The organism is Metasolibacillus sp., from assembly GCF_025291715.1.
Lineage (GTDB): Bacteria > Bacillota > Bacilli > Bacillales_A > Planococcaceae > Metasolibacillus > Metasolibacillus louembei.
On sequence record NZ_JAMBIZ010000027.1, the window covers coordinates 18,651 to 44,185 of the forward strand.

General features: G+C 37.1%; 22 protein-coding genes. 5 read left to right on the forward strand and 17 right to left on the reverse strand.

Annotation, left to right across the window (positions count from 1 at the left end):
- Nucleotides 1-16: 16 nt before the first annotated feature.
- From ccsA to comX, 5 genes are all read right to left on the reverse strand, one after another.
- Nucleotides 17-844, reverse strand: a complete 828-nt coding sequence (gene ccsA, locus M3Z76_RS14935) for a cytochrome c biogenesis protein CcsA (protein WP_293928582.1) — start codon at nt 842-844, stop codon at nt 17-19.
- Nucleotides 845-1,059: 215 nt separating this feature from the next.
- Nucleotides 1,060-2,397 carry a glutamyl-tRNA reductase gene (gene hemA, locus M3Z76_RS14940; protein WP_293928583.1) on the reverse strand — a complete coding sequence of 446 codons (1,338 nt, stop codon included), beginning with the start codon at nt 2,395-2,397 and terminating at the stop codon, nt 1,060-1,062.
- Between the two features lie 318 nt (nt 2,398-2,715).
- The gene (locus tag M3Z76_RS14945; protein WP_293928584.1) at nt 2,716-3,321 is read right to left on the reverse strand and encodes a response regulator transcription factor; all 606 of its coding nucleotides are present in this window, start codon (nt 3,319-3,321) and stop codon (nt 2,716-2,718) included.
- Complete coding sequence (locus tag M3Z76_RS14950) at nt 3,314-5,533, reverse strand: sensor histidine kinase (RefSeq protein ID WP_293928585.1); 2,220 nt, start codon at nt 5,531-5,533, stop codon at nt 3,314-3,316. Before M3Z76_RS14950 ends, M3Z76_RS14945 begins: the two co-directional genes overlap by 8 nt.
- Nucleotides 5,534-5,536: 3 nt before the next feature.
- Nucleotides 5,537-5,695 (reverse strand): competence pheromone ComX, encoded by a 159-nt coding sequence (comX, locus tag M3Z76_RS14955; RefSeq protein ID WP_293928587.1) that lies wholly within the window; start codon nt 5,693-5,695, stop codon nt 5,537-5,539.
- 534 nt (nt 5,696-6,229) lie between these two features.
- On the opposite strand from comX, the gene M3Z76_RS14960 reads away from it, so the two are divergent.
- The 5 genes from M3Z76_RS14960 (at nt 6,230) to M3Z76_RS14980 (ending at nt 8,652) form a co-directional block, all read left to right on the forward strand.
- Nucleotides 6,230-6,391 carry a hypothetical protein gene (locus tag M3Z76_RS14960; protein ID WP_293928588.1) on the forward strand — a complete coding sequence of 54 codons (162 nt, stop codon included), beginning with the start codon at nt 6,230-6,232 and terminating at the stop codon, nt 6,389-6,391.
- Between the two features lie 291 nt (nt 6,392-6,682).
- A complete protein-coding gene (locus M3Z76_RS14965) occupies nt 6,683-7,090 on the forward strand; it encodes a hypothetical protein (protein ID WP_293928589.1) in 408 nt (135 codons plus the stop codon).
- A gap of 3 nt (nt 7,091-7,093) precedes the next feature.
- Nucleotides 7,094-7,420, forward strand: a complete 327-nt coding sequence (locus tag M3Z76_RS14970) for a hypothetical protein (protein ID WP_293928591.1) — start codon at nt 7,094-7,096, stop codon at nt 7,418-7,420.
- A gap of 75 nt (nt 7,421-7,495) precedes the next feature.
- Complete coding sequence (locus tag M3Z76_RS14975) at nt 7,496-7,894, forward strand: hypothetical protein (protein WP_293928593.1); 399 nt, start codon at nt 7,496-7,498, stop codon at nt 7,892-7,894.
- An 89-nt stretch (nt 7,895-7,983) separates the two neighbouring features.
- Nucleotides 7,984-8,652, forward strand: coding sequence for an ABC transporter ATP-binding protein (locus M3Z76_RS14980; RefSeq protein WP_293928595.1), 669 nt, complete (start codon nt 7,984-7,986; stop codon nt 8,650-8,652).
- Between the two features lie 74 nt (nt 8,653-8,726).
- On the opposite strand, the gene M3Z76_RS14985 is transcribed toward M3Z76_RS14980, so the two are convergent.
- The 12 genes from M3Z76_RS14985 to M3Z76_RS15040 form a co-directional block, all read right to left on the reverse strand.
- The gene (locus M3Z76_RS14985) at nt 8,727-11,687 is read right to left on the reverse strand and encodes a vWA domain-containing protein (RefSeq protein WP_293928596.1); all 2,961 of its coding nucleotides are present in this window, start codon (nt 11,685-11,687) and stop codon (nt 8,727-8,729) included.
- 12 nt (nt 11,688-11,699) lie between these two features.
- On the reverse strand, nt 11,700-13,136 hold the full coding sequence (locus M3Z76_RS14990; protein ID WP_293928597.1) for an S-layer homology domain-containing protein: 1,437 nt from the start codon (nt 13,134-13,136) through the stop codon (nt 11,700-11,702).
- 77 nt (nt 13,137-13,213) lie between these two features.
- Nucleotides 13,214-14,881, reverse strand: coding sequence for a hypothetical protein (locus M3Z76_RS14995; protein ID WP_293928599.1), 1,668 nt, complete (start codon nt 14,879-14,881; stop codon nt 13,214-13,216).
- Between the two features lie 65 nt (nt 14,882-14,946).
- A complete protein-coding gene (locus tag M3Z76_RS15000; RefSeq protein ID WP_293928601.1) occupies nt 14,947-15,120 on the reverse strand; it encodes a YjfB family protein in 174 nt (57 codons plus the stop codon).
- Between the two features lie 14 nt (nt 15,121-15,134).
- Complete coding sequence (locus tag M3Z76_RS15005; protein WP_293928603.1) at nt 15,135-15,608, reverse strand: GNAT family N-acetyltransferase; 474 nt, start codon at nt 15,606-15,608, stop codon at nt 15,135-15,137.
- Between the two features lie 233 nt (nt 15,609-15,841).
- A complete protein-coding gene (gene yihA, locus M3Z76_RS15010; RefSeq protein ID WP_293928605.1) occupies nt 15,842-16,423 on the reverse strand; it encodes a ribosome biogenesis GTP-binding protein YihA/YsxC in 582 nt (193 codons plus the stop codon).
- A gap of 3 nt (nt 16,424-16,426) precedes the next feature.
- A complete protein-coding gene (gene lon, locus M3Z76_RS15015; protein WP_293928606.1) occupies nt 16,427-18,745 on the reverse strand; it encodes an endopeptidase La in 2,319 nt (772 codons plus the stop codon).
- Nucleotides 18,746-18,966: 221 nt separating this feature from the next.
- Nucleotides 18,967-20,235: an ATP-dependent protease ATP-binding subunit ClpX gene (gene clpX, locus M3Z76_RS15020; protein WP_293928607.1), complete on the reverse strand. Its 1,269-nt coding sequence runs from the start codon at nt 20,233-20,235 to the stop codon at nt 18,967-18,969.
- Between the two features lie 206 nt (nt 20,236-20,441).
- The gene (tig, locus tag M3Z76_RS15025) at nt 20,442-21,728 is read right to left on the reverse strand and encodes a trigger factor (protein WP_293928609.1); all 1,287 of its coding nucleotides are present in this window, start codon (nt 21,726-21,728) and stop codon (nt 20,442-20,444) included.
- A gap of 113 nt (nt 21,729-21,841) precedes the next feature.
- Entirely contained in the window at nt 21,842-22,822 is a 981-nt protein-coding gene (locus M3Z76_RS15030) for a tetratricopeptide repeat protein (RefSeq protein ID WP_293928611.1), read from the reverse strand.
- 155 nt (nt 22,823-22,977) lie between these two features.
- On the reverse strand, nt 22,978-24,114 hold the full coding sequence (locus tag M3Z76_RS15035) for a Ger(x)C family spore germination protein (RefSeq protein ID WP_293928613.1): 1,137 nt from the start codon (nt 24,112-24,114) through the stop codon (nt 22,978-22,980).
- Nucleotides 24,111-25,535 carry a spore germination protein gene (locus M3Z76_RS15040; protein WP_293928615.1) on the reverse strand — a complete coding sequence of 475 codons (1,425 nt, stop codon included), beginning with the start codon at nt 25,533-25,535 and terminating at the stop codon, nt 24,111-24,113. Before M3Z76_RS15040 ends, M3Z76_RS15035 begins: the two co-directional genes overlap by 4 nt.

Sequence of the window (25,535 nt, forward strand, 5' to 3'; positions counted from 1 at the left end):
AATCTACCTCTTTCACTTAATACCATAAATGGAATGTTGATAGTTTACTGCCTAAGAAGAAGTTAATAACAATGAGCAAAAAGACAAAGATTTGTGCCCATGCATATGTTGTACTAACCATTTTCTTGCTGCGGTGTAATAATAAAATAACCAAATAAATAATGGCAATACAAAATGACCCTAAAATTTTCGCATCAATAATGGAAAACTTGTCAATTGATAAAAACGCCCATTCTAATCCTAACACTAAGCTAACGAATAGCAAAGGGATACCTACAAGCATCGAATAGCTCATCCAGCTCGTCGTTTGCTGTAAATTCGGCAAGCGTGACCATAACGGGTTGAATTTTTTTTGCTTTAAAATGCGATACAGCACTAAATAGAGCACCGAAAAAACGAACGATAACGTAAACGCTGCATACGAGGCAATTGCAAAGCTAATATGAATAATTAATACCTCTGAAATGAGCGAAGTTCGTACAGGCTCAACCACATCGTTTGGTGCTAATAAATGAATGGTAACGAAGACAAAACCTAGCATATTCATAAAAAATACAGGCATATCTACGCGCACAACACAATGCAAAATAATAGACAACGATGTGAGCAACCACGCATAAAAATAAACGCCTTCAAATAAAGACAATACAGGGAATCGTTTCATCTCTAAAATAAACCAGATAAAGTAAATTGTTTGCAGTATCCAGACAATCGACACGAACCAAAATGCGATACGTCGTGCTTGAATACGCCGATAAAAATAATCAATAAAGTAGAAGACGAGTCCAATTGCATAAAGTATCACAATTGATTCATAAATCCTCGTCATTATCATTTCAGACATGCGTATCCCTTCTTTTATCATCAAAGTTTCAAGGGGCTCGTATTGAAAAGCGCCCTTTTAGTCAGCATTTAATAGCATCATAACATGTTTCGAAAATAGACGAAAGGCTGTCGCAAAAGGCAAGTGTCAACCTGCTTTCACGACAGCCTCCCTATCTTTTATTTTAGCATACAGATACGAAATTTTTGTCATTTTCCATCACGCTAATGGTGATGTTAAGATTCGAATGCCAGCTTTGGCTGAACCTGTGCTTTGCTTTCATATGGTGTTACCATTTCATGCTGCACATCATCTTCAATACCAAAGATTGCTTGGAATAATTGCAATTGCTCATTCGCTTTTGAAGAATTCGCCATTTCCTTTGCTTGCAAAATTGGCTCTTTCAATAGCTGGTTAATAATTGATTTTGTATGCTTGCTTAAAATTTTGCGCTCACGCTCTGTTAAATCAGGCATTTTATTCTCAATGCTTAGCATCGTTTCCTCTTGAATGCGACTCGCTTTTTTACGCAATGCCGAAATGACAGGTACTACACCTAATGTCGCTAACCATGCTTTAAACTCTGTGACTTCATAACCAATCATATGCGTAATTTCAGCAGCCGCCTTCTCACGCTCTGCCAAATTCGCTTCCACAATGCCTTGCAAATCATCGATATCATATAAGAAGACATTTGGTAAATCCGCAATGCGAGGATCTAAATCACGCGGCACAGCAATATCAACCATAAATAATGGCTGCCCTTTGCGCATACGTGCCACATATTGCATTAGCTCATAATCAATAACATAATTTGTTGAGCCTGTCGAGCTAATTAAAATATCTGCTTCCAACAACATGCATTGCAATTCTTGCATCGATTTAGCCTGACCTTCAAACTTCACTGCTAAATCTTGTGCTTTTTCAAATGTACGGTTAATAACCGTTACTTTTCCTACACCATTGCCATATAAATTTTGAATCGCTAACTCGCCCATTTTCCCTGCGCCTAAAATCGCCACATGGGTTTTCTTTAATGAACCAAAGATTTTCTTTGCAAGCTCCACAGCCGCATACGATACAGAAACAGCGTTTTCTCCAATAGCTGTTTCATTATGTGCACGCTTTGCAAACGTTACGGCTTGCTTGAACAATTGGTTAAATATCGTACCCGTTGTCGCAAGCTCTTGCCCTTGTAAAAAGCTTTTTCTCACTTGCCCTAAAATTTGCGTTTCACCAAGAATCATCGAATCAATCCCAGCTGTTACTTTAAATAAGTGCTGAATTGCCTCTTGCTCTTCATGAATAAATAAATGTGCTTCAAATTGTTCAGTTGAAAGATGAAACCATTCTGCTAAAAAACGTTTAATATAATAACGTCCTGTATGCAATTGATCAACAACCGCGTAAATTTCTGTACGATTACATGTTGATACAATTACATTTTCTAAAATGCTCTTTTGTTGTTGTAGCGCCTCCATGGCATTCGGTATTTCGCTCTCAATAAACGATAGCTTTTCGCGAATTTCTACTGGCGCTGTTTTATAATTCAAGCCTACGACCAATGTATGCATGAACCCCCACACCTCACACGTTCTAATTCATATTTTTAATTGTACCATAAATATACGCAATTTCATTACTTGTTTGTGAACATGCTATGAACACAATTACTATTTTAGAATCATTCTAATGTAAGCTTAACAAATTTTTTACGCTTTTTCAATGCTCTTAACATAAAAAGCTGCTAAAGAAGCAGTTGTTCCCCCTTCTTTAACAGCTAATTTTTCGCTTTAATGTGCGAGTAAATGCATAGCACGTCACTTGATAGTGACTACTTCTATTATACTATCGTTATGCCCCGGTACATGATAAAATTTTTGAATCTCTTCTCACTCTAAAAGTCGTTGCTCCTTAATAATGTCAAGCACCGCTTCGCGCGATGTCGCACCTAACACTTGAAACAGCTGTGACCAATAACGCTCAATTGTACGAACAGATGTATGCAGCTTTACTGCCATTTCTTTATTTGTTAACCCTTCTTGCAGCCAAGAAAGAAGCATTTTCTCCTTAGCTGTCAATTCAATATCGTCTCGACTAAAATGAATGTAATCGAGGAAATCTGTTGGTATTAACATAAGTCCTTGCATTGCCGCGCGAATTGTTTGAATTACTTGAAAGCGCGTTGCCATTTTTGACACGACCCCATCCACCCTCTTTTCAACAATAAGTGAATAATAATTTGTCGGGTCATCCCCCGTATATAAAATGACACGTGCCTTTGTGTGCTCTTTAATTTGCTGCGCTAAAGTAATACCATCAGATTCCCCTAAATTCACATCAAGTAAATAAACATCATAGTCATTTTCAGCTAATTGATGCACGACGTTTGTCGCCTGTAATTCTGTATCGATATGAATATCGTCAGCTGATTCCATTAATCGCTTTGACCCTTCCAGCACGATTGGATGGTCATCTACAATAAGCACCTTAATCATCTTCCACAGACCCTTCTATGATAATATGAATAAATACACCTTCATTTACATTTGCCTCGATACGACAATAGCCATTAAATGCCTCTACTCGTTCTTTAATCCCTCTTATACCTAGAGAGTCCGTTTGTAGCATTTGTTCCAGCTCACAGCCCATTCCATCATCCTCATAGATTAATTCAAAGCCTTCATCTAATTCCTGTAAAGAAAGTGTTACCTTTGTTGCGTCAGAATGCTTTAAGGCATTATTCAGCAGCTCCTGTACAATGCGATAAATGACTAAAGGTAGCTGTTCATGCTGTAAATAAACACGCTCAAAGGTTGTACATAATTTGAATTTTGCTTTGTTACTTACTTGTTGGGCTAATTGGCTTAATGCTGCTGTTAAACCAAATTTGTCTAATACAGGTGGTTTCAATGTCTCACAATAGGCTCGTAAATCCTGCACATTATTATGCATTTGCTCATACAACTCTTGTGCTGAAACGGCTGTTTCATCTTCTACTAACAAGCCTATTTCACGTGTGAGGTGTGTTAAATTTTGTAATACTGTATCATGCAGCTCTTGTGCTACATAATACTTTTCTTGCTCTACTTTTAGCCATACGAGCTTCTTTAACCATATAGGCTCCTGCTCCGCTGTTTGCTGTAAGCTTTGCAGCTCTCTTAATAGCTCTTCAATTTTTTTCAAGCTTTCAATAGCACTTCCTGCATATTTCAACAAAAGCTTTAGCCATAGAAGCTCCTCATCCTTTAAGCGGATTGTTCCTTGATGTTCAATAAGTAATAGCCTTTGCATATGCGCCTCTTGATGAATAAGCGCTACATATACATTAGATAGCTTGATAATTTCTCCAGCATGCAACTGCTGCATTTGTTCATCTGTCATAATACATTCAGCAGGTCTGCTACTTCCATCATTATTCACAATCTTGATATTTTGAATTTCTAAATGCTTAGCTGCCTCCTCCTTTAAAATGGAAAGCAACACCTCTACGCGATAAGCAATGCTCATTTGATCAATTACTTTGGATAGCTGCCGTATCGTATTCCCCTTTGGCGTAAATAATATATCTCGATATTTCGCATCTACTTTTTCTTTTATATAGAAAAATAGCAAAATGGAAATAAATAAAAAAACAACAAGTATTCCATTTGGCACATTGTCCATTAAGAAATATAGCCCTAGCCACAGCCATATCGTTAAAGCAGATGTCACGACTAAATAATAGCTTGTTCGTGTAATATAGTAATGAATATCAAATAAGCGCTCTGACACACGTAAAAACATAAAACAAAATGGAATTAAAAGAACAAATAATATACTGTACTCTGCCTCTAGGATCGGGCGTTGTCTAATTACTTCAGGCACGACAAATAACAATAAGAATGGTAAAAACGGCAAAATTACGCTTAAAATTAATAAGCGTAATTGTATCAGGCGTGTTTTATAATAGCCGTGTAGTAATATCCATAATGAACAAGCGAAGAGTAAGAATGATGTTGTTAATATAATTAAAGAAGTAGTATTTCTTAAAAATGGATAGACTATTTCAACACCACCTAGTACAGCACCTATTACTGGTAATATGTATAACATTTCAATGCGCTGTATAAATGTCCACTTAATATGTAAATAACGATAATAGTTTTGCAAAAATTGCAATAATACTAATGGAGCAAGAAGAATTCCTCCATTTGTTACGATACCACCTAGAAGATTAAGTTTACTAGAAGCTGTGCTACTTAAATAAGCTAATGCAATTGTTAATATAAAGAGAATCAGCCATTTCATGCTTGCAATATCTTTTTGTCTTTTATATAGATAGAAGCCCGCTCCTAAAGATAACACAAAATAAATAATTGGTAAGATAACATGTAAATAAAATTGCGCAGGCAAATCTTTATGTAATATTTCAATTTTCTTTATTGTACCGTCCTGTTTTTGAATCGTCAGCTCATTAGCAGCTCTTATAGAATGAACATATATAATTGTGGATATTTCGTTAATGGGCACACTATCAACATTTAAAATAACATCTCCTACTTCAATGCCTTGCTCTGCTGCCCATTTTTTATAATATGGAGCTTCAACAGCCCATTGCTCATGTTGCTGCTGAAGCTCTATTTTAATTAAAGGTTTATGATAAGCGACAATAGATAAATAAATAGCAATCCCTACATAAAGTATAAAAATGAAATAGCGCTTTTTCATTTTTTATTTCCAATACATCGTATCAGAATGTATCTCCTTCTCAAAAGCCTCTATAATTGCTGCTTGCTCCTGTGCTGTAACACCTACTAATGATACTTTTCCTTCATGTAATAATTTTGCAATATCCATGTTGTCGCGTAAAAATTGAATCATTTTCATCATAATTAATCCGCCTCATTTCATCATTTTTAGTAAGTATGTTTTTATATGAGAAGCTGTTATATGCTTTCGATAGATTGCAATAAAACATCAACAATATCAAAAGCTAAAATTAAGAAGCTTTATCGTTGCTGCCATATCATAAACTTATGCATTAATGCTACTAATTACTCATTAAAACTATTTTCTAAAGCGACTATTTTTTCCTACGTTGCTTTTATAGGGCTATGCTAGCTTGATATTCTCTTGCATTGTGTTAACCTCTTCTCATTTATTATTTTAGCGAATTTTATGACAATGTATATAGATATTTTTTATTTTTTGGCAATTTGGCGGGATATTGTCGGTTACCGACAAAAAATTGACGGGATGTTGGCGGAATAATGGCGGTGCACGGATAATATTATTTATGATATGCTAAAAGCACTCTAGGGGTAAAACATTTGCTATAGCTAAAAACAAATTTATTAAGATGATTTTCTCAACTTAACGCTGACAGAAGAAAATATCATTATTGATAAAAATGTTTATCTTCAAATGATGAATGATCCTTTACCGCCTGACAAAATTCAGCAGTTTACTGTTATTCAAGGAGCTACGAATTCTTATTTGATTGAAACGACTCCAGGTAAAACAAAAATAAAAATTATTAATATGCAAGAAATGCCTGATGAAGTAAGAACGTATTTTATGGAATAAAAGGGCTAAATCAACAAGTCACATGCATTTATTATCCAATTACATCCAATAAAATTAAGTAAAAGAGAGATTCTCATGTACAGTTGTTAGTTACCACACAAACAATTACGAAATGAACCAGAAAGTGTAGATATATTTTTAACTTTCAGTGATTTGGTGGATAATTGTCAGTTACCGACAAAAAAAGTGGCGGTATGTTGGCGGAATAATGGCGGTGCCTAGTTAAAATATTTATGTTAAGCTAAATGCAACCTAGGTATAAATCAACGAGAAAGGCATTTTCTGTAAATCATGAATACATCAATTAAACAAATTTTAGTTACATGTTTCACAATAGCTATACTCTTTTTTCTAACAAACTCTTTATCTGCCTCCGCAAATCAGATAGAAGAAAATGATATTCTTCATCAGACACAAGATGAGAATGGAAATGTTATTACAGCAAGCCCTACTTTAACAAAAGTATGGATAGAACAAGAATATTTTGTTAATCCACTTATTCACCCAGCTGGACCTCCTACATGGATTTTTGCAAAACGTTATATGCATGGAACATACTTAGAGGGATATTTATTTTTTGAACGTACTTTAAATGGTTCCTACGCTTTATACTCTGGATATGTGTATAATACTAATGGCCCTATACCACATCCTACAAAAATCCAACAAGACCTACAAGATTACTACAAGGAGCAATAAACAATGAAAAAATATCTTCCAATATATTTATTATTTTCTTTAACTGTATCTTTCACAGGTTTGTTTTTACCTTATCATAGCACTGTAGCCAATGCTGATACTGTTGAACCTGCATCAACAAATAGGAAATTCGTCACAATAGAAGTTATAATACCCAAAAAGAATACTCCACCTCCGCTTACATATTTATATAATGATGGAACATACGCTGGTCATTTGACTTTAGATACTTACTATCGTGATAAAGACTATTTATATCATGGGTTTTATGTAGGTTATGTTTCTATGGGCAATTATCCTACACCAACAAAAGCATATGAACAAAATTAACGTACATTTCTTAGCCACTTAGATAATCGTTTGTCCAAAAGTTTTTTATAATGCCAAAATGGAGGTGTATATTGGATGAAGAAATTACTTGTCTTGCTATTCGCTACTTTACTATTATCTGCTTGTACATCGAATGATGAATGGGTAGCACAGATAGATGATTTTAAAGATTCTGGCTTTCAGAATAACGCTGGACAATTAATTGCTCTAACTGAGGATGGTTTACTAGTCAGCGGAGAACGCAGTGACAATAAGAAAGTAAGTGATATTGATTTATTTTTAGAAAGTCTCGATATACAGGTAGGGGAAAATTTCCGACAGATTTATGAAAATGCTGAAATTACAACTGATGGCTCAAAGTATATCATATCAATTCCTAATACAGGACAATTTGAATTCGAGAAAATTGGAGAAAGAATGATAAAGGACGCTCAAGGTATAGAATATTTTACACAAGAATACAGTGCAAAATAAAGATACTAATAATCCAGGGGAGATTAACATATCCACTCTGGATTATTTTTTGCTGAAACTAATGTATCAATACAAACGAGGTAAGCATTATGATCGAAATCCACAAGCTTAGCAAATCTTTCGCATATTCATCAGGACACATTAACATTTTACATAATATTTCTTTAACGATTGAAAAAGGAAAATGGTATACAATTATTGGTGATGCGGGCACAGGAAAAACAATATTTCTAGGCTGTATCGCAGGATTACTGACGCCAACTAAGGGAGATGTATTGTATGATAATATTGCACTTTATCAATTAAGCGATAAAGCTCGAAGTAATTATCGCCGAAAACATATTGGTTTTGTCTATCAAAACTTTAAATTCCTACCGCATTATTCCATAGTGGATAATGTGATTTTACCGTTTATTCATGATGAGCCGAGAAAAACATTATATCCGAAAGCGTTAACCTTATTACAGCAAGTTGGCATTCATGCTGAATTATTTGAATGCTTTCCTGAAGATTTATCGTCAGAAGAAAAATATCGCGTAGCAATTGCTCGTGCGCTCCTTGGTAATCCGAGTGTCCTTATTATTGATGAGCCAACAGCTTATTTAGATGCACAGGCATGTTATGAAGTATTAAATTTATTATCATTTTATCGCAATCAGGGACAAACGATTATTATGGCCACACGTGATAAAGAAGCAGCGCAGCTTAGCGATTATACATACAAGCTAATTGACAAACAATTAGTGCAAATAGATTAAATAAGCATTAACTATAAAAACAAATGGCTATCAGAAAAGTGGCGCACTTGCCTTCTTTTCTGATAGCCATATTTTTATAGCTTCACTTCTTTATCTGCGATTAAATGACCATTTTGGTCAAATGCACGGAAGATGACTTCATTATACAAATCAAAACGATTAAATTTGCGAATTGATTGGCTTACTTTGAAAACATTTTGCCCACGATCAATTAAGTCGTAGTTGACATCACCGTTAACAGAGGTAAAACGTACTTGTACAGATGCTACATTTGTACAGTTTTCATTTAATTCAGCTGTCATAATGACTGTTGAACGTGTGACATCGACTGTTGCAGCGTTGAATAAACCTGTGCTCGTATCACAGCTTGCATCTGATACGAATGTTTGACATAAAATCGCATCAATTACTGCTTGATATGCACTGTGCAAACGTTCTACATCTGTCGCATGATAGCTTTGACCACCTGTTTCAGAAGCAATTTTTTTCAAGATTGCTGTGTTAACATCTTTCGCTGGTCCAACAGCAATCGTATGAATTTGTATTTTTGCTTTTTTCGCACTATCAATAATGCGCTCTACCTGCGCATTCGATGTTTTACCATCTGTAATCAATACCATCGACTTGGCAACTTTATCGTCTGTTGTATAGTTGTTAAGTGCTGCCTGTACTGCTTGTGCCATGTTGGTATTGCGTGATGACAGCTTATCATAGGAGATAAAGCCTTCCATATTGGCAATATTTGTTGCTGTACCTTTTACAACTGAGCCTGGATTTGCAGCAAACGGAACAACGATATTGTTATTCGAGCCAATCTGACGAATCAACTGCTTTGTTTTGTCCGCTGTAAAATTATTTGGATCTTGTTTACGCATCGAGCTCGATTGGTCAACAATAAAGGCTATTTCCGTTGCAAGCGTACATTTGTTTTTTGTAAATTTAAAGTTTGTAAAGATTTTTTGCTTTGTTGGTACGCCAATGATCTCTCTAAACATCTCGCGATAACGTGGATCAATATTAGATGAAACCAATGTTGCTGTCGCTGTTGATGAGCCATAGACAATGGAATCAAAATAACCAACAGCTGAGCCAGCATAGCCTGTTCCTTTATTATAATCTGTCGTATTTGTATTGAATGACACAACTTTACGTTGTCCATTAAATTCAATTTCCGCTGTTCCTTTATAGTCTGTAATGACACGTCCACCCGGTGCTACTAAATTAACAATCACTTTCGTGTAGCGCTCCATTCCTTCAGGACGCTCCACAATTTCTTGGCTTTCCTTTAAGCTGTCTACCTTTGCATTATAGCCACTTAAATTCCCGACTGTATCTTTATAGTTTTTCGCTAAATAATCTTGATCTGCCTTGCTTAAAGAATCAAAGATTGCCTTAACTGCTTTTACACTGTCATAGTGAACCATCGTTAAATCATTTGTGTTTCTAGGGAAATACGTTAGTAAATGAACAATTAATGCATGGATTTTTGATTCGAATTGACTTGTAAAACTCTCATCCATTACATCTTGTAAATTATAAACCGCGCGACCTTCGCTATTAATGGTATAGTAGGCATTTACTCTTCCATACTCATCAATCATACGCTCTATAATTTGTTCAAATAACCATACAGAAATAAGCTGATTATCCATGCGTAGCTCTGCATTTCCATATTGGATTGCATCGTCTCGAACACGACCATTAACAATTTGACCTGATGAATTCGTATAGTTTTCCCATTTAAATCCATCAAATGTTAATTCATCTGTATCATAGTCACGGATTTCAATAATACCATTCGGTGTAAATGGCACTGTTTGTACTGTACTGCCATCCACTTTCCCTACCGGTAATGCTGGTAATGGCTTTGGACCTGGTGTGACACTGCCACCACCATTTGGCTGGTCTGGATCATATACTTCGTAGGAAATGCGCACTTCCGCTTTTGGTACATAGCGCAATTCCACTTCGATGCGCTGATTGCGATAGCTGGCAAATTTTGTTTCATTATTATTAACAAGCTCAAATGTAATTAAATCTTTTTCTGATTTTGTTAATGTTGGTGCAATAATGTATGCATTTAATTCACCACCATCAGTGAAAATCGTTGTTGTGCTACTGCCTGCATTTTTCTCTGGCTTTGAGCCTGATGTCGGTGGTGATTCGACGATGCGAGCTCCAACCTTTGATGTTACTTTAAATTGCAATGTCGTATCATATGGAATGTCATTGCCATAGCTATCTTTTAATAGTATTTGAATAGCTGTTGCATCCAAGCCATTTGCTGCTAATTCCTCTTTTTCCACATTAATGCTTTGTACGGCTTTAAAAGCGCTCGGATTATTAGATTTATCATTTTCCTTCTTATCTGAAGGTGGCTTTAATTCTACTGTACCGTTTGAGCTAACAAAATTTAATGGCAATGTTACTTTGCTATCGTCCTTACCAGATGGCGCTGCGCTTAAGCCTTCAATTGCAATGCCACCACTTTTTGCTGCACGATATAAAAATGTCACAAGGTCACCACGTGTAATCGCCTTTGTTGCTGCATAATCATCAAACGTTTTCTTACCTGTTAAACCTTTTGTAATTTCATGTGTATATAAATATTGAACTGCCTGCACTTCTGATAAATCAAGGCTATTCATTGCCGCATATAGACGAGCAAATTGCCCTCTCGTTGCATTAGCAGTGCGGCGTCCCATATTATTTGCCCCATAAATCGGCATGTTTAAATCGGCATAATATGTGTACACCATATCATGTGCATAACTGAAATGATAATTTTTATCAAGCTGTGCAATCATTTGTAGCATTTGCTGCTCTGTTACAAGAACGTTAGGCTGGAACTTACTTCCCGAAAGCTGAACTAATTTTTGGTCAATGGCCCATTGCGCTGCTGTATATTTTTCACTATTTTTATCAACATCCGAAATGGATGGCGCTGCATTCGCTGGAGCTGCTAATGGAAGCCACCCTGCTAAAAGTAACGCTGAGCATAAGATGATAATCCATGTTTTTTTCATGTTAGCCATGTAGCCCCCTCCTTAATCAAAGAATAAAATATCATCACGGTAGTTTTGTTTTAAATCATTTTCTAAATATTCAAGGAAACGCATCATAATTAATGATGCTTGCGCTCGTGTTAGCTTTCCTTTTGGATTGAAATTTCCTGTGACAGAATCGCCTGTCATTAAGCCTAGCTCTGATACAACATAAACTGCATCACGTGCATAGTCTGTAATTTTCGCATCATCACGATAGTTTGTTTGATAGCCTGGGTCTGGAGCTTTCCCTTCTAAACCTAATGCACGCACTAAAATGGCAGCTGCCTGCTGACGTGTTAAAAAGCCATCAGGATCGAACTTCGTAGGTGTTATACCTGTAATAACTCCTTTTTTGACAGCGGATTCTAAATAGTTATAGTCCTTTGTTGTACGTTTCACATCATTAAAAATGCTTGCAGGTGCTTTTTTCCCTCTTTTTTCAGTGTCTTCCAACACACGTAAATCGATTGCTTTTCCAATGGCAATCGTAAAGTCATAGCGTTGCATTGGTGTATTTGGTGAAAAGAAATTCGATTGATCCTCTAAAATACCTAAAGAATATAGTTTTTCAATCGCATCTTTCGCTTGATGGCTCGATAAATCTCTAAATTTCGGAACAATTAATCGCTCTATACGAGGCATCATTTTTAAATTTAATGATACCGTGCCCGATTTTTTCGGCAATTTATAGTCATACTCAGAAATAATATCAGCTGCGCTATTTACAACATAGCCACCATAAAAGCTTGATAAGGACGAGGCATTTTCTTCATAGTTTAATGTACGAGACTTTGATGAAGATACACGATTTTTTACTGTACCAATGGAGCCATCCTCAAATATCATTTCATACTCTGTAATTTGTGTTTCCGTAGCACCCCAGAAGTTTTCGTAGCCTTCATTGCGGCTATCCACATGAATCGTAATTTCGTCCGTATTTTTTCCGTTTTTCACTGAGTATGTTTTACGTGCAAGTGCATTACCTGAAAAATAATCGGATGCTGGTCGTTTATCAGTAACAGCACTTTTAGAAAACTGATAATCCGTCAATGTATACGTTTTATTGCCAATCGTCACTTTCTCTGTATACTTTGTAACTTCCCCTGTTGCTGTGCTTTGTCCAATTTGATCATAGTTTGTTACATCGTATGCATATGTAAATTGGCGCGCTAATTTTTCGCCGTTCGCTCCTGTTAATGTCAGCTTATACGTTTCTGTCAATTGTCCTTTTTTCTCCGATACGGATACAGAAACATTTTTATTTGTACCAGTAAATTTAATTGGTACACCTGTCAAAAATACATACTCTTCATATGTATTCTCATTTTTAACTCCACCATTTAAATCAATTGTGTTTGCCTCAACTTTTCCTGAATAAAAAACAATTGTAAATAGCAATAAGGAGACGATTGTGATTAACCATTGACGTTGCTTCATGCTTTACACTCCTTTATTCAAATAGCGAGGAGGCTGTCCAGCACTTGAACAGCCTTCACTATTTTTATTTCTCACTACTATTCATTTACTAATATTACATGTGCATCAAATTGAGCATTTGTGAATAACACGACACGATCTGATTCTTTTAACTCTGATGCTTTAATAACCTTACCGTTTTTAATAATCATCGCTTGATCAAGCATCACATTCGTCAATGAGCCACTATCGATCCATTCACTATTTATCCATTGACTTACATCTTTAACATTCATTAAGCGTGTTTCCTTGCCATTGCTTGTCAATGTACGGAAGTCTTGAATGCGACCTGTTAAGACTAGCTGTGATTTTTTCTGTGATGAAGTCAGCACATGTAATGCTTGAATATGGCCATCCTTCACATAGAAGTATCCATATGAGCCTTCATGTTCAATTAAATCCATATTTGGCACAATTGAAATCACGCCATTGCGAACATTTGATACCATGTTTGAGCTATTGCTGTAAGCAAATATTGTATCTTCCTGTGTCACCCAATAATTATTTTCGATTTTTTCTAGCTCATCAAGCTCTACTAAGTAATTGTCCATATCAACAAATTCTAGCTGACCAAAATATAGACCTTGTTGCTTTAAGTTTGGCGATGTAAAGCTATCATTTGTAATATTGACAACATGAGCAAAGCGACTAGCTGTCGCGCCATCTGTTACCACGTATGCAGAGCCGTATGCAGCTAATGTAGATGGCTCTACTAAACGACCATTGCGAATTAAAATCGAGCCTTCATGGAAGTATAATTGACCTGCATAGCCTAGCTGTAGGAAGTTCAGAGACGTATTGACAGCTGTTAATGGCTCATAGTATGTGCGTTCATTATTTTGTAAAACAACAACCTTTTTGACAACTTCTTTGCCAAATTGCTTCGTTGTTACATAATAAAGCTCACTGTTTTGATAGTTTCTTAATTGATTTTTCGTAATTTTTTCATTGCCAACATAAATAGATGTATTATTATCAAATGTAAATTTATTCATCGCTGTTTTTTCAGAAGTGCCGAATAGCCAGTTTGTGAATGCATGTGCATTTTGCACAACAAAGGTATTCGCTGATGTATTGACTGTTTGTAGCTTTGCTTTATACACATTGGCTACTTGAACACCTGTTACGATAATTTCCATTTCAGAAATAATGGAAGTGGAAGGGCTTGAAAATTTTACTTTTACACGGTCTCCCTCATATAATGCACTTAAATCATGTGTAGATGAGCCTTTAATAAATTTCGTATTTTTATTGACATAATAATCTTGCTCTTTTGCACCATCCATTTTAATTGTGACGAACAAGCCATTTGGATCAATTTTTGTGACTGTACCATATTTTTGCTTGCTGCTTGGTGCAATTGTTCCTTCTTCAATTGCTGAAACACCACGCATTTCTGTTACACGGCGCAAGTTTACTTTTACGGTTACTTCCATGCCAGGCTTAAAGCCTTCGATTGTCGTCATCGTATTATTAATGAAAAGCTTAGCGCTGCGGTCCATATTAAAGGTGCTACGACTGCCTCTGCTATTTTCCAATGTAACACCGCTTAACGTTTTTGTGACTGTACCATCCTTGGCAACTGTTTCGTTATACGTTGCTGAAACAAATGTATATGTTGTGGCTGCCTGAGCTTGCTGATTAGGTAATAGTAGACTCATTAAAACAGCAAGCGTAATGAATATTGTTGCTACTTTTTTTAACAATGTATTTCCTCCTCTTTGTTGCAAATTCCCTATGTAATGTCCATTGCACACAATGGACGTCATTATTATACAGAAACATCAATGGCGTGACCTAAGCTTGGATGTGGTGCATCCATTACTTCTAATAGCTGCTCTGTGCTTTGCTCTTGAAACTCCATTGCTTGTTTTGTCACAGCGATTGATACTTGCTGCATCAATTGTGCCTGCTTCATATTCATTGCTAATGCTGCGATATCCATTATGTTGACCTCCCTTATAGCTTTTTCACTAGGCGAATTTCATCGGTAATTGGTATTCCATTATAGCCCACTAACGGAATGCTTGGTTTTATTTTCCTTGCTTGTTTAACAGCATTTGGAAATATTGCATCGAGTTTGTAGCCTCGCTTTTGATAAAACTTCAGTGCATTTAAATTATCATTCGTTGTAACTAACGAAATCGTTGCTATACCCTGTTGCTGGACGAAATGTTCTACCTCTTTCATTAAACAAGAGCCAATTCCTTTCCCCTCTACAATGCTGTCTAACGAAATAACTTCGACTTCCTTTTCATGAAAAACATATGTCACTAATCCTAAAATTCGATTGTTTTCTTCAAAGATAAAACCGTCAAGATTACTACAATCATAGACACCTGAAGAGATAACCATTTCTGGGCTACCCCAATGCTTTTGAAAAAAGTCAATGACGCGTGACCTATTCTCTGCTGTTATTTTCACCGTAGACATAGTTATCCCCCTACTCTTTTTCATCGGCTAAAAACATGGATTTTCTAGTATTTTCTTTTCATTTTAACATAAAGTGATATGGCAATCAGTGGGCATTTTGTTGCTATCTTATAAAAACTTTAAAAAAAGAGACAGCGTGCAACGCTATTTTTTTAGTCTCAAAGTAGTGATTCGCCCATCAAAACTAAAATAAGGGACTTATCCGAAGTTCGGACAAGCCCCATTGAATTTTATTACATATAGCTCTCGATTTCTTCCCATGCTTGCTCAAAGCCTAAGCCTGTTTCCGAGGAAAAGACGATGAGTTTGTCTGCTGGGTCCATATCAAGTGTTTCTTTTACGATTTTTTTATGTTTATCCCACTTGCCTTTTGGGATTTTGTCTGCCTTCGTTGCAACGACGATACATGGAATATTGTAATGCTTTAAAAAATCATACATCATGCAATCATCCCCTGTTGGTGGATGACGCAAATCGACGATTAGCATAACCGCTTTTAAGATTTCTCGACCAGTAAAATATTTTTCAATCATTTTGCCCCAAGCTGCTCGCTCTGATTTTGATACCTTTGCGTAGCCATAGCCTGGTACATCGACAAAAAATAGTTGCTCTTCGATTTTATAAAAGTTCAATGTTTGCGTTTTCCCCGGCTTTGAGGAAATACGCGCCATCGCTTTACGTCCAATCATTCGGTTAATAAACGATGATTTTCCGACGTTGGAGCGACCTGCTAATGCAAATTCTGGCAGTCCATCTTCTGGGTATTGCTCTGGTCTAACGGCACTAATGACCATTTCGACATTATGGACTTTCATTAATTAAAAACCTCCGTCAAGTGCCAATGCAAGTACTTCCTCTGCTTGTGACACAAGTTTAAATGTGAGCTGTTCACGAATTACCTCTGGAATATCGTCAATATCGCGCTCATTGTCTTTCGGTAAAATGACCGTTGTCAAACCTGCTCGATGTGCGCTTAATGATTTTTCCTTTAAGCCACCAATCGGCAATACGCGACCACGTAGCGTAATTTCACCTGTCATACCGATTTCACGTTTAATTGGCTTATTGGTAATAGCTGACACAATTGCAGTTGCCATTGTAATGCCTGCTGACGGTCCATCCTTTGGCACAGCGCCTTCAGGTACATGGATGTGTAAATCGTGCTGCTCAAAAAAGTCAGCATCTACGCCAAGTTGCTTCGTTAAAGAGCGCACAAAAGTTAAAGCTGTTTGTGCCGACTCTTTCATCACATCGCCAAGCTTACCTGTCAATTGGATTTTACCCTTTCCAGGTGTTAATGAAACCTCGATTTGCAGCGTGTCGCCACCAACCGTTGTATAAGCCAAGCCTGTTGCAACACCAATTTGATTTTCCTGCTCTGCTTGACCGTAACGATAACGGTGTTTACCAAGCAGCTCAACCAATGTTTTGGAATTGACTGTTACACGCTTTTTCTCACCTGACACGATAATTTTTGCTACTTTACGGCAAATTGTTGCAATTTGACGCTCTAAGCTACGTACACCTGCTTCACGTGTATAGTAACGAATTAAATCGATAATCGCTTCTTCCTTCAACACAAGCTGTGCTTTTTTCAAGCCATGTTCCTGCATTTGCTTTGGTGCTAAGTGATTCGTTGCAATCATCGTTTTTTCAAGCTCTGTATAGCCTGCAATTGTAATGATTTCCATACGGTCAAGCAATGGCGCAGGAATCGTGCTCAAATCATTGGCTGTTGCGACAAATAAGACATTGGATAAATCGTATGTTTCCTCAATATAGTGATCGCTGAATGTGTTATTTTGCTCTGGGTCTAACACTTCAAGCATAGCGGCTGAAGGGTCACCTCGGAAATCGTTGGACATTTTATCAATTTCATCTAATAAAAAGACCGGATTAATTGTTCCTGCTTTTTTCATTCCTTGAATAATACGTCCTGGCATTGCCCCGACATATGTGCGACGATGTCCACGAATTTCAGATTCATCACGCACACCGCCAAGTGAAACACGGACGAATTTACGGTCTAAGCTTTCAGCAATAGAACGTGCTAAACTCGTCTTCCCTACACCCGGTGGTCCAGCTAAACATAAAATCGGACCACGTAATGTATTTGTCAGCTGACGTACAGATAAATATTCTAAAATGCGTTCCTTCACTTTTTCAAGCCCATCATGATCGCGATTTAAAATTTCCTCTGCATGTGCAATATCTAAACGATCTGTCGTTTTTTCACTCCAAGGGATGGACACAAGCCATTCTACATAATTGCGAATCACACCGCTTTCAGCACTTGCTGCTGGCAGCTTTTCATAACGATCAAGTTCTTTTAGAGCGACTTTTCTTGTCGATTCAGGCATCCCTGCTGCATCAATGCGCTTACGCAATTCTGTAATTTCACCCATTTTGCCATCGCGGTCACCAAGCTCTGTTTGAATCGCCTTCATTTGCTCACGCAAGTAGTATTCTTTTTGCGTGCGCTCCATCGCTTGCTTTACTTTGTTATTAATTTTCTTTTCTAAATCTAAAATTTCCTGTTCATCATGTAAGCGAATAATTAAGTTATCTAAACGCTTTTTGACATTAAAAATCGCTAAAACTTCCTGTTTTTCTTGTACCTTTAATGGCAAATGTGATGCGATAACATCCGCTAATCTGCCAGGCTCTGTAATATCAAGTACAGATTCAATCGTTTCCTCTGTAATTTTCTTTGACATTTTTGCATATTTTTCAAAATACATCAATAAAGTACGCATTAGAGCTTCTGTTTCAGCGTCTTTGAATGTTGGATCTTCCGATAATTCGACATCTACTTTGGTAAAATCAACATCGTCTTTATATTTTTTAATCGCGCCTCGGCTAATGCCTTCTACTAAAATGCGTAGCGTTCCATTTGGCAATTTTAGCATTTGCTTTACAGTCGCTAGTGTTCCGATTTTAAATAAATCTGCTTTTTCTGGTGCTTCAACACGCATATCCTTTTGCACTATTAAAAAAATATAGCTTTCATTCATCATTGCATGCTCTAATGCTGCCACTGAACGATCCCGCCCTACATCAATATGTAGCACCATCGAAGGGTAAACAAGTAAGCCTCTTAAAGGTAACAATGGTATATTTTCTTTCATTTCACTCATGCGGGATTCACCTCCATTAATAATCAATATTTTCTGCGACGAGTAACCGCAGGAGTAATCCGTAACAACCCGCTTTTGATAGTATGTGTTTAATTTAACATCTTTATTTGTTATCGGACACGAATCATTTTTATGTACAAAAATTTCACGTAAATGAAAAGCTGATCATCTACTTGTGCTGATGCACGTTTGATGTCAGCTTCTGTTGTTACTTTAATAGTTTAAGCAGATGTTTTTTCGTTATTTTTTTTTAATTCAGTGCCATCTGCTAACAGCAATTTCGGCTCTGCTTTATCAACGATTGTTTCAGCCGTAATGATACATTTGACAATATCGTCACGCGATGGTAATTCAAACATGACATCAAGCATTGTTGCTTCGATAATAGAACGTAAGCCACGCGCACCTGTTTTACGCTCAATCGCTAGCTTCGCAATTTCCTCTAATGCCTTCTCTTCAAATTCTAGCTCTACATTATCAAGTTCAAGCATTTTTTGATATTGCTTTGCCAATGCATTTTTTGGCTCCGTTAAAATTTGTACAAGCGCATCTACGTTTAGCTGCTCTAAGCTTGCTAATACTGGTAAACGTCCGATAAACTCTGGGATTAATCCAAATTTCAATAAGTCCTCTGGAATCAATTGTGAAAGCAATGAGCCTTCCGCTTCTTCCACTTTATTCGGATTTGAACCGAAACCAATTACTTTTTCGCCTTGGCGACGTTTAATAATTTGTTCGATGCCATCAAATGCACCACCTACGATAAATAGGATGTTGGATGTATCAATTTGTAAAAACTCTTGGTGTGGGTGTTTACGTCCGCCTTGTGGTGGTACGCTTGCTACTGTACCCTCTAAAATTTTCAGTAAGGCTTGTTGTACACCTTCACCAGATACATCACGTGTAATCGATGGGTTTTCTGATTTACGTGCCACTTTGTCGATTTCGTCAATATAAATAATGCCTTTTTCAGCGCGCTCGATATCGTAATCCGCTGCTTGAATCAGCTTTAATAGTATATTTTCTACGTCTTCCCCAACATAGCCAGCTTCCGTTAAAGAAGTCGCATCCGCAATCGCAAACGGTACGTTTAAAATACGTGCTAACGTTTGTGCTAATAAAGTTTTACCGCTACCAGTTGGTCCGATTAATACAATATTTGATTTTGACAACTCTACATCGTCAATTTTAGCATTTGAGTTAATGCGTTTATAGTGATTGTAAACCGCTACAGCTAAAGCTTTTTTCGCGCGTTCTTGCCCAATCACATATTCATCCAAAATACCTAAAATTTCTTTAGGCTTCGGAATATCTTTGAAGTCGATTTCCTCTTCTACTCCAAGCTCTTCTACAACAATTTCAGAGCAAAGTTCGATACATTCATCACAAATGTATACACCTGGTCCTGCTACCAGTCTGCGAACTTGTTCTTGTGTTTTCCCACAGAAAGAGCATTTTAAATTGCCATTTTCATCATTAAATTTGAACAATTTGTTTCACCCCTATTCAAGCTTCAATCTTACAAGATTATTTGTTCTTTATCAAATATATTGACTGCCTTTATGCTTGCTTTATGTATATTATAAGTTATACCTAAAAAATATATGAGCAGTTATCACGTTTTTATATGTATATGTGATAAAACAAGGTGCAAAATTGTGCACCTTGTTTTATCTATATTTAGCAAATAAGTCGATTAAGAAATTTTTGCGTTTTCAACTAGTAACTCAACTGTTTTTTGTGTGCGAATATCGTTCTCTAAAACAGATGTACCACCTAATGCAGATGTAATTTGCTCTGTTGTCATACCGAATTGAGCAGCCATTTTTTCTAATTCTGCTTTAATATCTTCTTCTGATACTTCGATACCTTCAGCTGCAGCGATTGCTTCTAACGTTAATGATACGCGTACACGGTTTGCAGCGTCAGCAGCCATTTGCTCACGTAAAGCTTCTTCGCTTTGACCTGAGAATTGGTAGTAAAGATCAAGGTTCATACCTTGCATTTGTAAACGTTGGCCAAACTCTTGTACCATACGGTCTACTTCTGTGTTAATCATTGCTTGTGGAATGTCGATTTCAGCATTTTCAGCTGCTTTTTCAACTAATTCATCGCGCAATGCTGCTTCAGAATCCGTTTCTTTTTGTGCTGCAGTTGTTTCTTTAATTTTTGCGCGTAAAGCTTCTACACTATCAACTTCTGAGTCTAATTCTTTTGCGAACTCATCGTTTAATTCTGGTAATACTTTTGTTTTTACTTCTTTTACAGTTACTTTGAATGTCGCTTCTTTACCCGCTAATTCAGCAGCGTGGTATTCTTCTGGGAATGTTACAACAACATCCTTCACTTCACCAGCTTTTACGCCTACTAATTGCTCTTCAAAGCCTGGGATGAATGAGCCTGAACCGATTTCTAATGGGTAGTCAGCACCTTTACCACCTTCGAAAGCTTCATCACCTACAAAGCCTTCAAAGTCGATTACAGCTGTATCGCCTTCAACGATTGCTTCATCTTCTTTAATTTCAAGCTCTGCTTTTTTCGCTAATTGCTCTTCGATTTGTGCGTCTACTTCTTCGTCTGTTACTTCTGTTGGAAGCTTTGTTACTTCAAGACCTTTGTAGTCTCCTAATTTTGGCTCTGGCTTTACTGTTACTGTTGCAGTAAATGTAAAGTCTGCGCCCTTTTCAAAGTTTTCAGTTCCAGCGATTTCTGGGAAATCCACTGGCTCAATACCAGCTTCGTCGATGGCATTTGAGTATGCTTCTGGAATGATGATTTCTAAAGCATCTTGGTAAAGTGCTTCAGCACCAAAGCGCTTTTCAAACATCGGGCGAGGCATTTTCCCTTTACGGAAACCTGGTACGTTAATTTGCTTTACAACTTTTGCAAATGCTTTATCTAAAGCTTTGTTTACTTCTGTAGCTGGCACCTCGATTGTTAATAAACCTTGGTTACCTTCTTGTTTTTCCCATTTAACTGACATGTATATAACCTCCAAAATAAAATTGCTCTGTTTACAAACATATTGTTTTATACAGTTTCTACAACCATTTAAGTATATCATAGATGTATAATGTTTCAACTTTTTTCACATGTTTAATGTAATTCTGAAAATGTTTCGAGTTGTTGCAAAAATTCAATAATTTCGTAATCCATTTCTTGCACTTGACCAAAAAGCATATGCACATAATCAATATAGCTCTGTGCCACATCCTCAGCATCATACGCTAACCATTCAAAAGGATATGTCACAATCGCATGCTTTGCAAGCAATTGCTGCACCATCTCTAGCGTTGTTGGGTCTTTCTCTAAGCGCGCCTTGATATTTGCTTCAATCGCTTTATATTGCGGCAATTCTGTTGGCACTGCTAGATCAGCTGGATTAACTGTGCGCTGCTGCTGAAATTTTTCAATAAAAACTTCTGTATTAACTTGCTGTTCAACAAGCAAAATTAATGTCAAGCTTCGAATGAATGGATGTATCGCTTCATTTTCTATGACCTGTATAAGCGGCTGTACAATTGGACGAATGTTTGTATCTGTTAATTGATAAATCACTTGTAGCTGCTCATATTGAGAGAGCTGCAAGAAATGGGCAATTGAAAATTCTGCATTATTTTGCTGTTGAGCTTCCTGCTGAAGCAGTTGATTATTTGCGATTTCTGCATTCAAATTTTTTAGTCGCTGGAATTTTTCTAATTGATTTTCTGGGATGGCATCTTCATCAAGCAATGTTTCAATTAATTTTTCGACTTGCTTAAATTCTCTCAATTGCATAGAAATCGTTAAGTATAGCTCCATTGCTTCAAAATACATCGTTGGACCAATTGCTAAAAGCTCCTCACAAACTTCTTTAGCCTGCTTAAATGCGCGTATTTCATAGAGCGAATAAGCGTAGACACTTAAGGAAATTTCATCGCCCTCTATATAACGTAAAGCCTCCGCAAATGCTTCACAGGCCAAATCGTATTGGTAGCTTTCTGCATAAGCATGCGCCTGTTCCAATAATCGTTCACCTACACCGGGAAACAGTATTACATTATCCTGTCGTCGTATTTGTTGCTTCTTTTTTTTCAAACTATTCACTCCCGTTACGGTAACATCTGGATTATCCTCATCATCATTTTACATGTCAGCAGCTTATTGGACAACAGGAAGCCTCGCCTTTCAATATGTATATAGGCTGTCGAAAAAATCTAATATCCTTTCCAAGCAGCCTATTCATTTTAACTCTAATGTCTCGTTGTACGCTCTGTTCTAATGTTTTTGATGCTCACATCTAGCTTTCGGATAGATTGCTCTGTTAACTGAATTCGCCCATTGTCATTCAGCCTTTTCCATGCCTTCAACTTTTTTCGGTATGCTTGCTCAGATAATCTATAAACATCCATGTTTTGCTCTAAACCTTTTGTATAAGTGCGTTCGACCTCTTTTTTTATTTGCCCTGTTATTTCCTTCTTTAGTTTTTCCTCACCTTTTCGTCCGTCTTTTCCACTTGTCGTTACATCTACTTCGATTGAGATATCAAAGCGTAGTTGTCCACCTTCTTCAACAGGGGTAATTTTACGCTTTACTTTATCTACAATAATTGTCGTATACGACTTTTGATCATCATCATTTTCCAGCGTAATTTGCGCCCGTGCTGTCTCATTGGTCATCCAACGTAGCCCCTCTGCATCAGCATCAAACAAGGAGCCCTTCAATTGCGATTTCGTGATAACACTAATACCTTGCATTTCATATACAGGATCAACACCTTTTGGCGTCTCCCATCTATCTCCTGAAACAACAAATGGTATATTTACCTCATGACCTGGCTCGTCTAAATGGATAAGCATTGTACGTAAACTAATCGGTTCAATAAAAGACTCTTGATAATAAGAATTTAAAGGATCTGCAAGCCTTGAATAAGTCATCCCTTTATTTAAAATAGGTGTAACGAGCAACAGCTCGTCCAACGGCTCATCAGTCGTGTAAACCCACATCGTATAGCGCGTTTCTCGATAGCGTACAAATGAATCAATTGCCTGCTCTAAGTGAGAGCTTTTCAACAACTGATTTGAAAATACTACGTAGGATAAATGTCCCCACAAAATTCGCTGGTCAACAGCTCGATATAAATTGACTGCCGCCTCATCAATTGTTTTACCTGTCGCATGACCGACCTCTATTTGAATAGCATCAGTGCTTGGTTGGTCTGAGCGTGCAATATTTGAGAAATCTAATAATTGCGCATAAATTTCAAATTGACCATCTTTGTAATCAACACCTACTCCGTGAATATACAGCATTCGCTCTGGCTCGTTATTGTCCCAGCATGAGGCTAACAAAAGACTACATAAAACGAAAAAACATAAACTCTTTTTCATTTTTTGCCTCCCTTTGTTTTATCCTTTAAATGTAAAGCATTTGGACGCATTGCCTTCTGCTGAGGAACCTCACGTATTAAAGTTTTCTTTACCGTTTCCCATTTTAAATCTGTAGCGATATTTAAATAAGGAATACCAAAGAGTCGTATACCCGCTAAATAAGTAAGCAGCATATATAAACAGACAAAAAAACCAAACAAGCCACATACTGCTGTAACTAAAATAAAGCAAACGCGCAACAAATTGACCGCTGTTACAAGCGCTTGATTGACGAGTGTAAAGGTCGCAATGGTAGAAATCGCAATAACGACAATCATGGCAGGGCTTGTCACACCTGCTCGTATCGCTGCATCGCCAATAATCAGACCACCTACAACGCTTATTGTTCCGCCAATAATGCTAGGCAAGCGCAAACCCGCCTCACGAAAAAGCTCAAACATTAATAGCATTAATAGCATTTCCAGCGCTGATGGCAATGGTAAGCCACGATTCGATTGCACGATTGTTGCTAGCAACTGAAAAGGGAGCTGCTCTTGGTGAAAGGTTGTCAGCGCTAACCAAAAGGCTGGGAGCAGCAACCCGAATAAAATACCTACTAAGCGCAATAGCCGCTCGAATGAGCTAAATATTACTGGATATTCATTATCTTCACTTGTTTTCAATAGCATAAACAAATTAATTGGAAAAATGACCGAATAAGAAACACCATCGACTAATATTAAAAAGCGCCCACTCACTAATGACTGAACAGCAAAATCCCCCCTTGCTGTATTCGTGGTGCGAGGTATTAATTTTCCCTTTCCAGTAATGCGCTCCATTAATAAATCCGCACTTATCATGACATCTGTATCAATTTCCTTAATTTGCTTACGTATCCCCTGCAATATTTTATCATTCGCAATATCGTTCATATATAAAAGTGCGACTGTTGTTTTCGAACGTCTTCCTACCGTATATTTCTCAACTGAAAGCGAATTTGTTGGCAAACGCTTACGAATAATGGCGATATTAACCCCAATGTCCTCAATAAAATTATCACGTGGACCTTTAACAAGCACTTCTAAATTGGTTTCCTCGGGATTTCGGTTCGGTTTTTTAGCAATATTGCTTGAAAAAAGCAGTTGCTGCTGCTCAAAATAAATAACAACAAAGCCTGTGAAAACAAGTGTTACGACCTCTGACAAAGACTCTACCCGCTGTAAGCCAGGTACATATAACTGCGCTTCGATTGATTCATCTTGCTGCTGACCAACTGCTTTCACACGTGGGACAACAACCTCATTTAATAAATGCGTATCAATCATAGCCTCGCATGTAATGAGACTCACTGTCGATGATTGGAACTGGTATGTTTGAAACTGCACATCGGCTGTTTGATTAAATAATTGGCGCAGCTCCATCTCCGTTATTTTTTGTTGCAT

Excerpts from the sequence above, each read along its gene's own strand:
- ccsA (WP_293928582.1), bottom strand. The coding sequence starts at position 844 with ATGTCTGAAATGATAATGACGAGGATTTATGAATCAATTGTGATACTT.
- hemA (WP_293928583.1), bottom strand. The coding sequence starts at position 2,397 with ATGCATACATTGGTCGTAGGCTTGAATTATAAAACAGCGCCAGTAGAA.
- M3Z76_RS14945 (WP_293928584.1), bottom strand. The coding sequence starts at position 3,321 with ATGATTAAGGTGCTTATTGTAGATGACCATCCAATCGTGCTGGAAGGG.
- M3Z76_RS14950 (WP_293928585.1), bottom strand. The coding sequence starts at position 5,533 with ATGAAAAAGCGCTATTTCATTTTTATACTTTATGTAGGGATTGCTATT.
- comX (WP_293928587.1), bottom strand. The coding sequence starts at position 5,695 with ATGATGAAAATGATTCAATTTTTACGCGACAACATGGATATTGCAAAA.
- M3Z76_RS14960 (WP_293928588.1), top strand. The coding sequence starts at position 6,230 with ATGATGAATGATCCTTTACCGCCTGACAAAATTCAGCAGTTTACTGTT.
- M3Z76_RS14965 (WP_293928589.1), top strand. The coding sequence starts at position 6,683 with ATGAATACATCAATTAAACAAATTTTAGTTACATGTTTCACAATAGCT.
- M3Z76_RS14970 (WP_293928591.1), top strand. The coding sequence starts at position 7,094 with ATGAAAAAATATCTTCCAATATATTTATTATTTTCTTTAACTGTATCT.
- M3Z76_RS14975 (WP_293928593.1), top strand. The coding sequence starts at position 7,496 with ATGAAGAAATTACTTGTCTTGCTATTCGCTACTTTACTATTATCTGCT.
- M3Z76_RS14980 (WP_293928595.1), top strand. The coding sequence starts at position 7,984 with ATGATCGAAATCCACAAGCTTAGCAAATCTTTCGCATATTCATCAGGA.
- M3Z76_RS14985 (WP_293928596.1), bottom strand. The coding sequence starts at position 11,687 with ATGGCTAACATGAAAAAAACATGGATTATCATCTTATGCTCAGCGTTA.
- M3Z76_RS14990 (WP_293928597.1), bottom strand. The coding sequence starts at position 13,136 with ATGAAGCAACGTCAATGGTTAATCACAATCGTCTCCTTATTGCTATTT.
- M3Z76_RS15000 (WP_293928601.1), bottom strand. The coding sequence starts at position 15,120 with ATGGATATCGCAGCATTAGCAATGAATATGAAGCAGGCACAATTGATG.
- M3Z76_RS15005 (WP_293928603.1), bottom strand. The coding sequence starts at position 15,608 with ATGTCTACGGTGAAAATAACAGCAGAGAATAGGTCACGCGTCATTGAC.
- yihA (WP_293928605.1), bottom strand. The coding sequence starts at position 16,423 with ATGAAAGTCCATAATGTCGAAATGGTCATTAGTGCCGTTAGACCAGAG.
- lon (WP_293928606.1), bottom strand. The coding sequence starts at position 18,745 with ATGAGTGAAATGAAAGAAAATATACCATTGTTACCTTTAAGAGGCTTA.
- tig (WP_293928609.1), bottom strand. The coding sequence starts at position 21,728 with ATGTCAGTTAAATGGGAAAAACAAGAAGGTAACCAAGGTTTATTAACA.
- M3Z76_RS15035 (WP_293928613.1), bottom strand. The coding sequence starts at position 24,114 with ATGAAAAAGAGTTTATGTTTTTTCGTTTTATGTAGTCTTTTGTTAGCC.
- M3Z76_RS15040 (WP_293928615.1), bottom strand. The coding sequence starts at position 25,535 with ATGCAACAAAAAATAACGGAGATGGAGCTGCGCCAATTATTTAATCAA.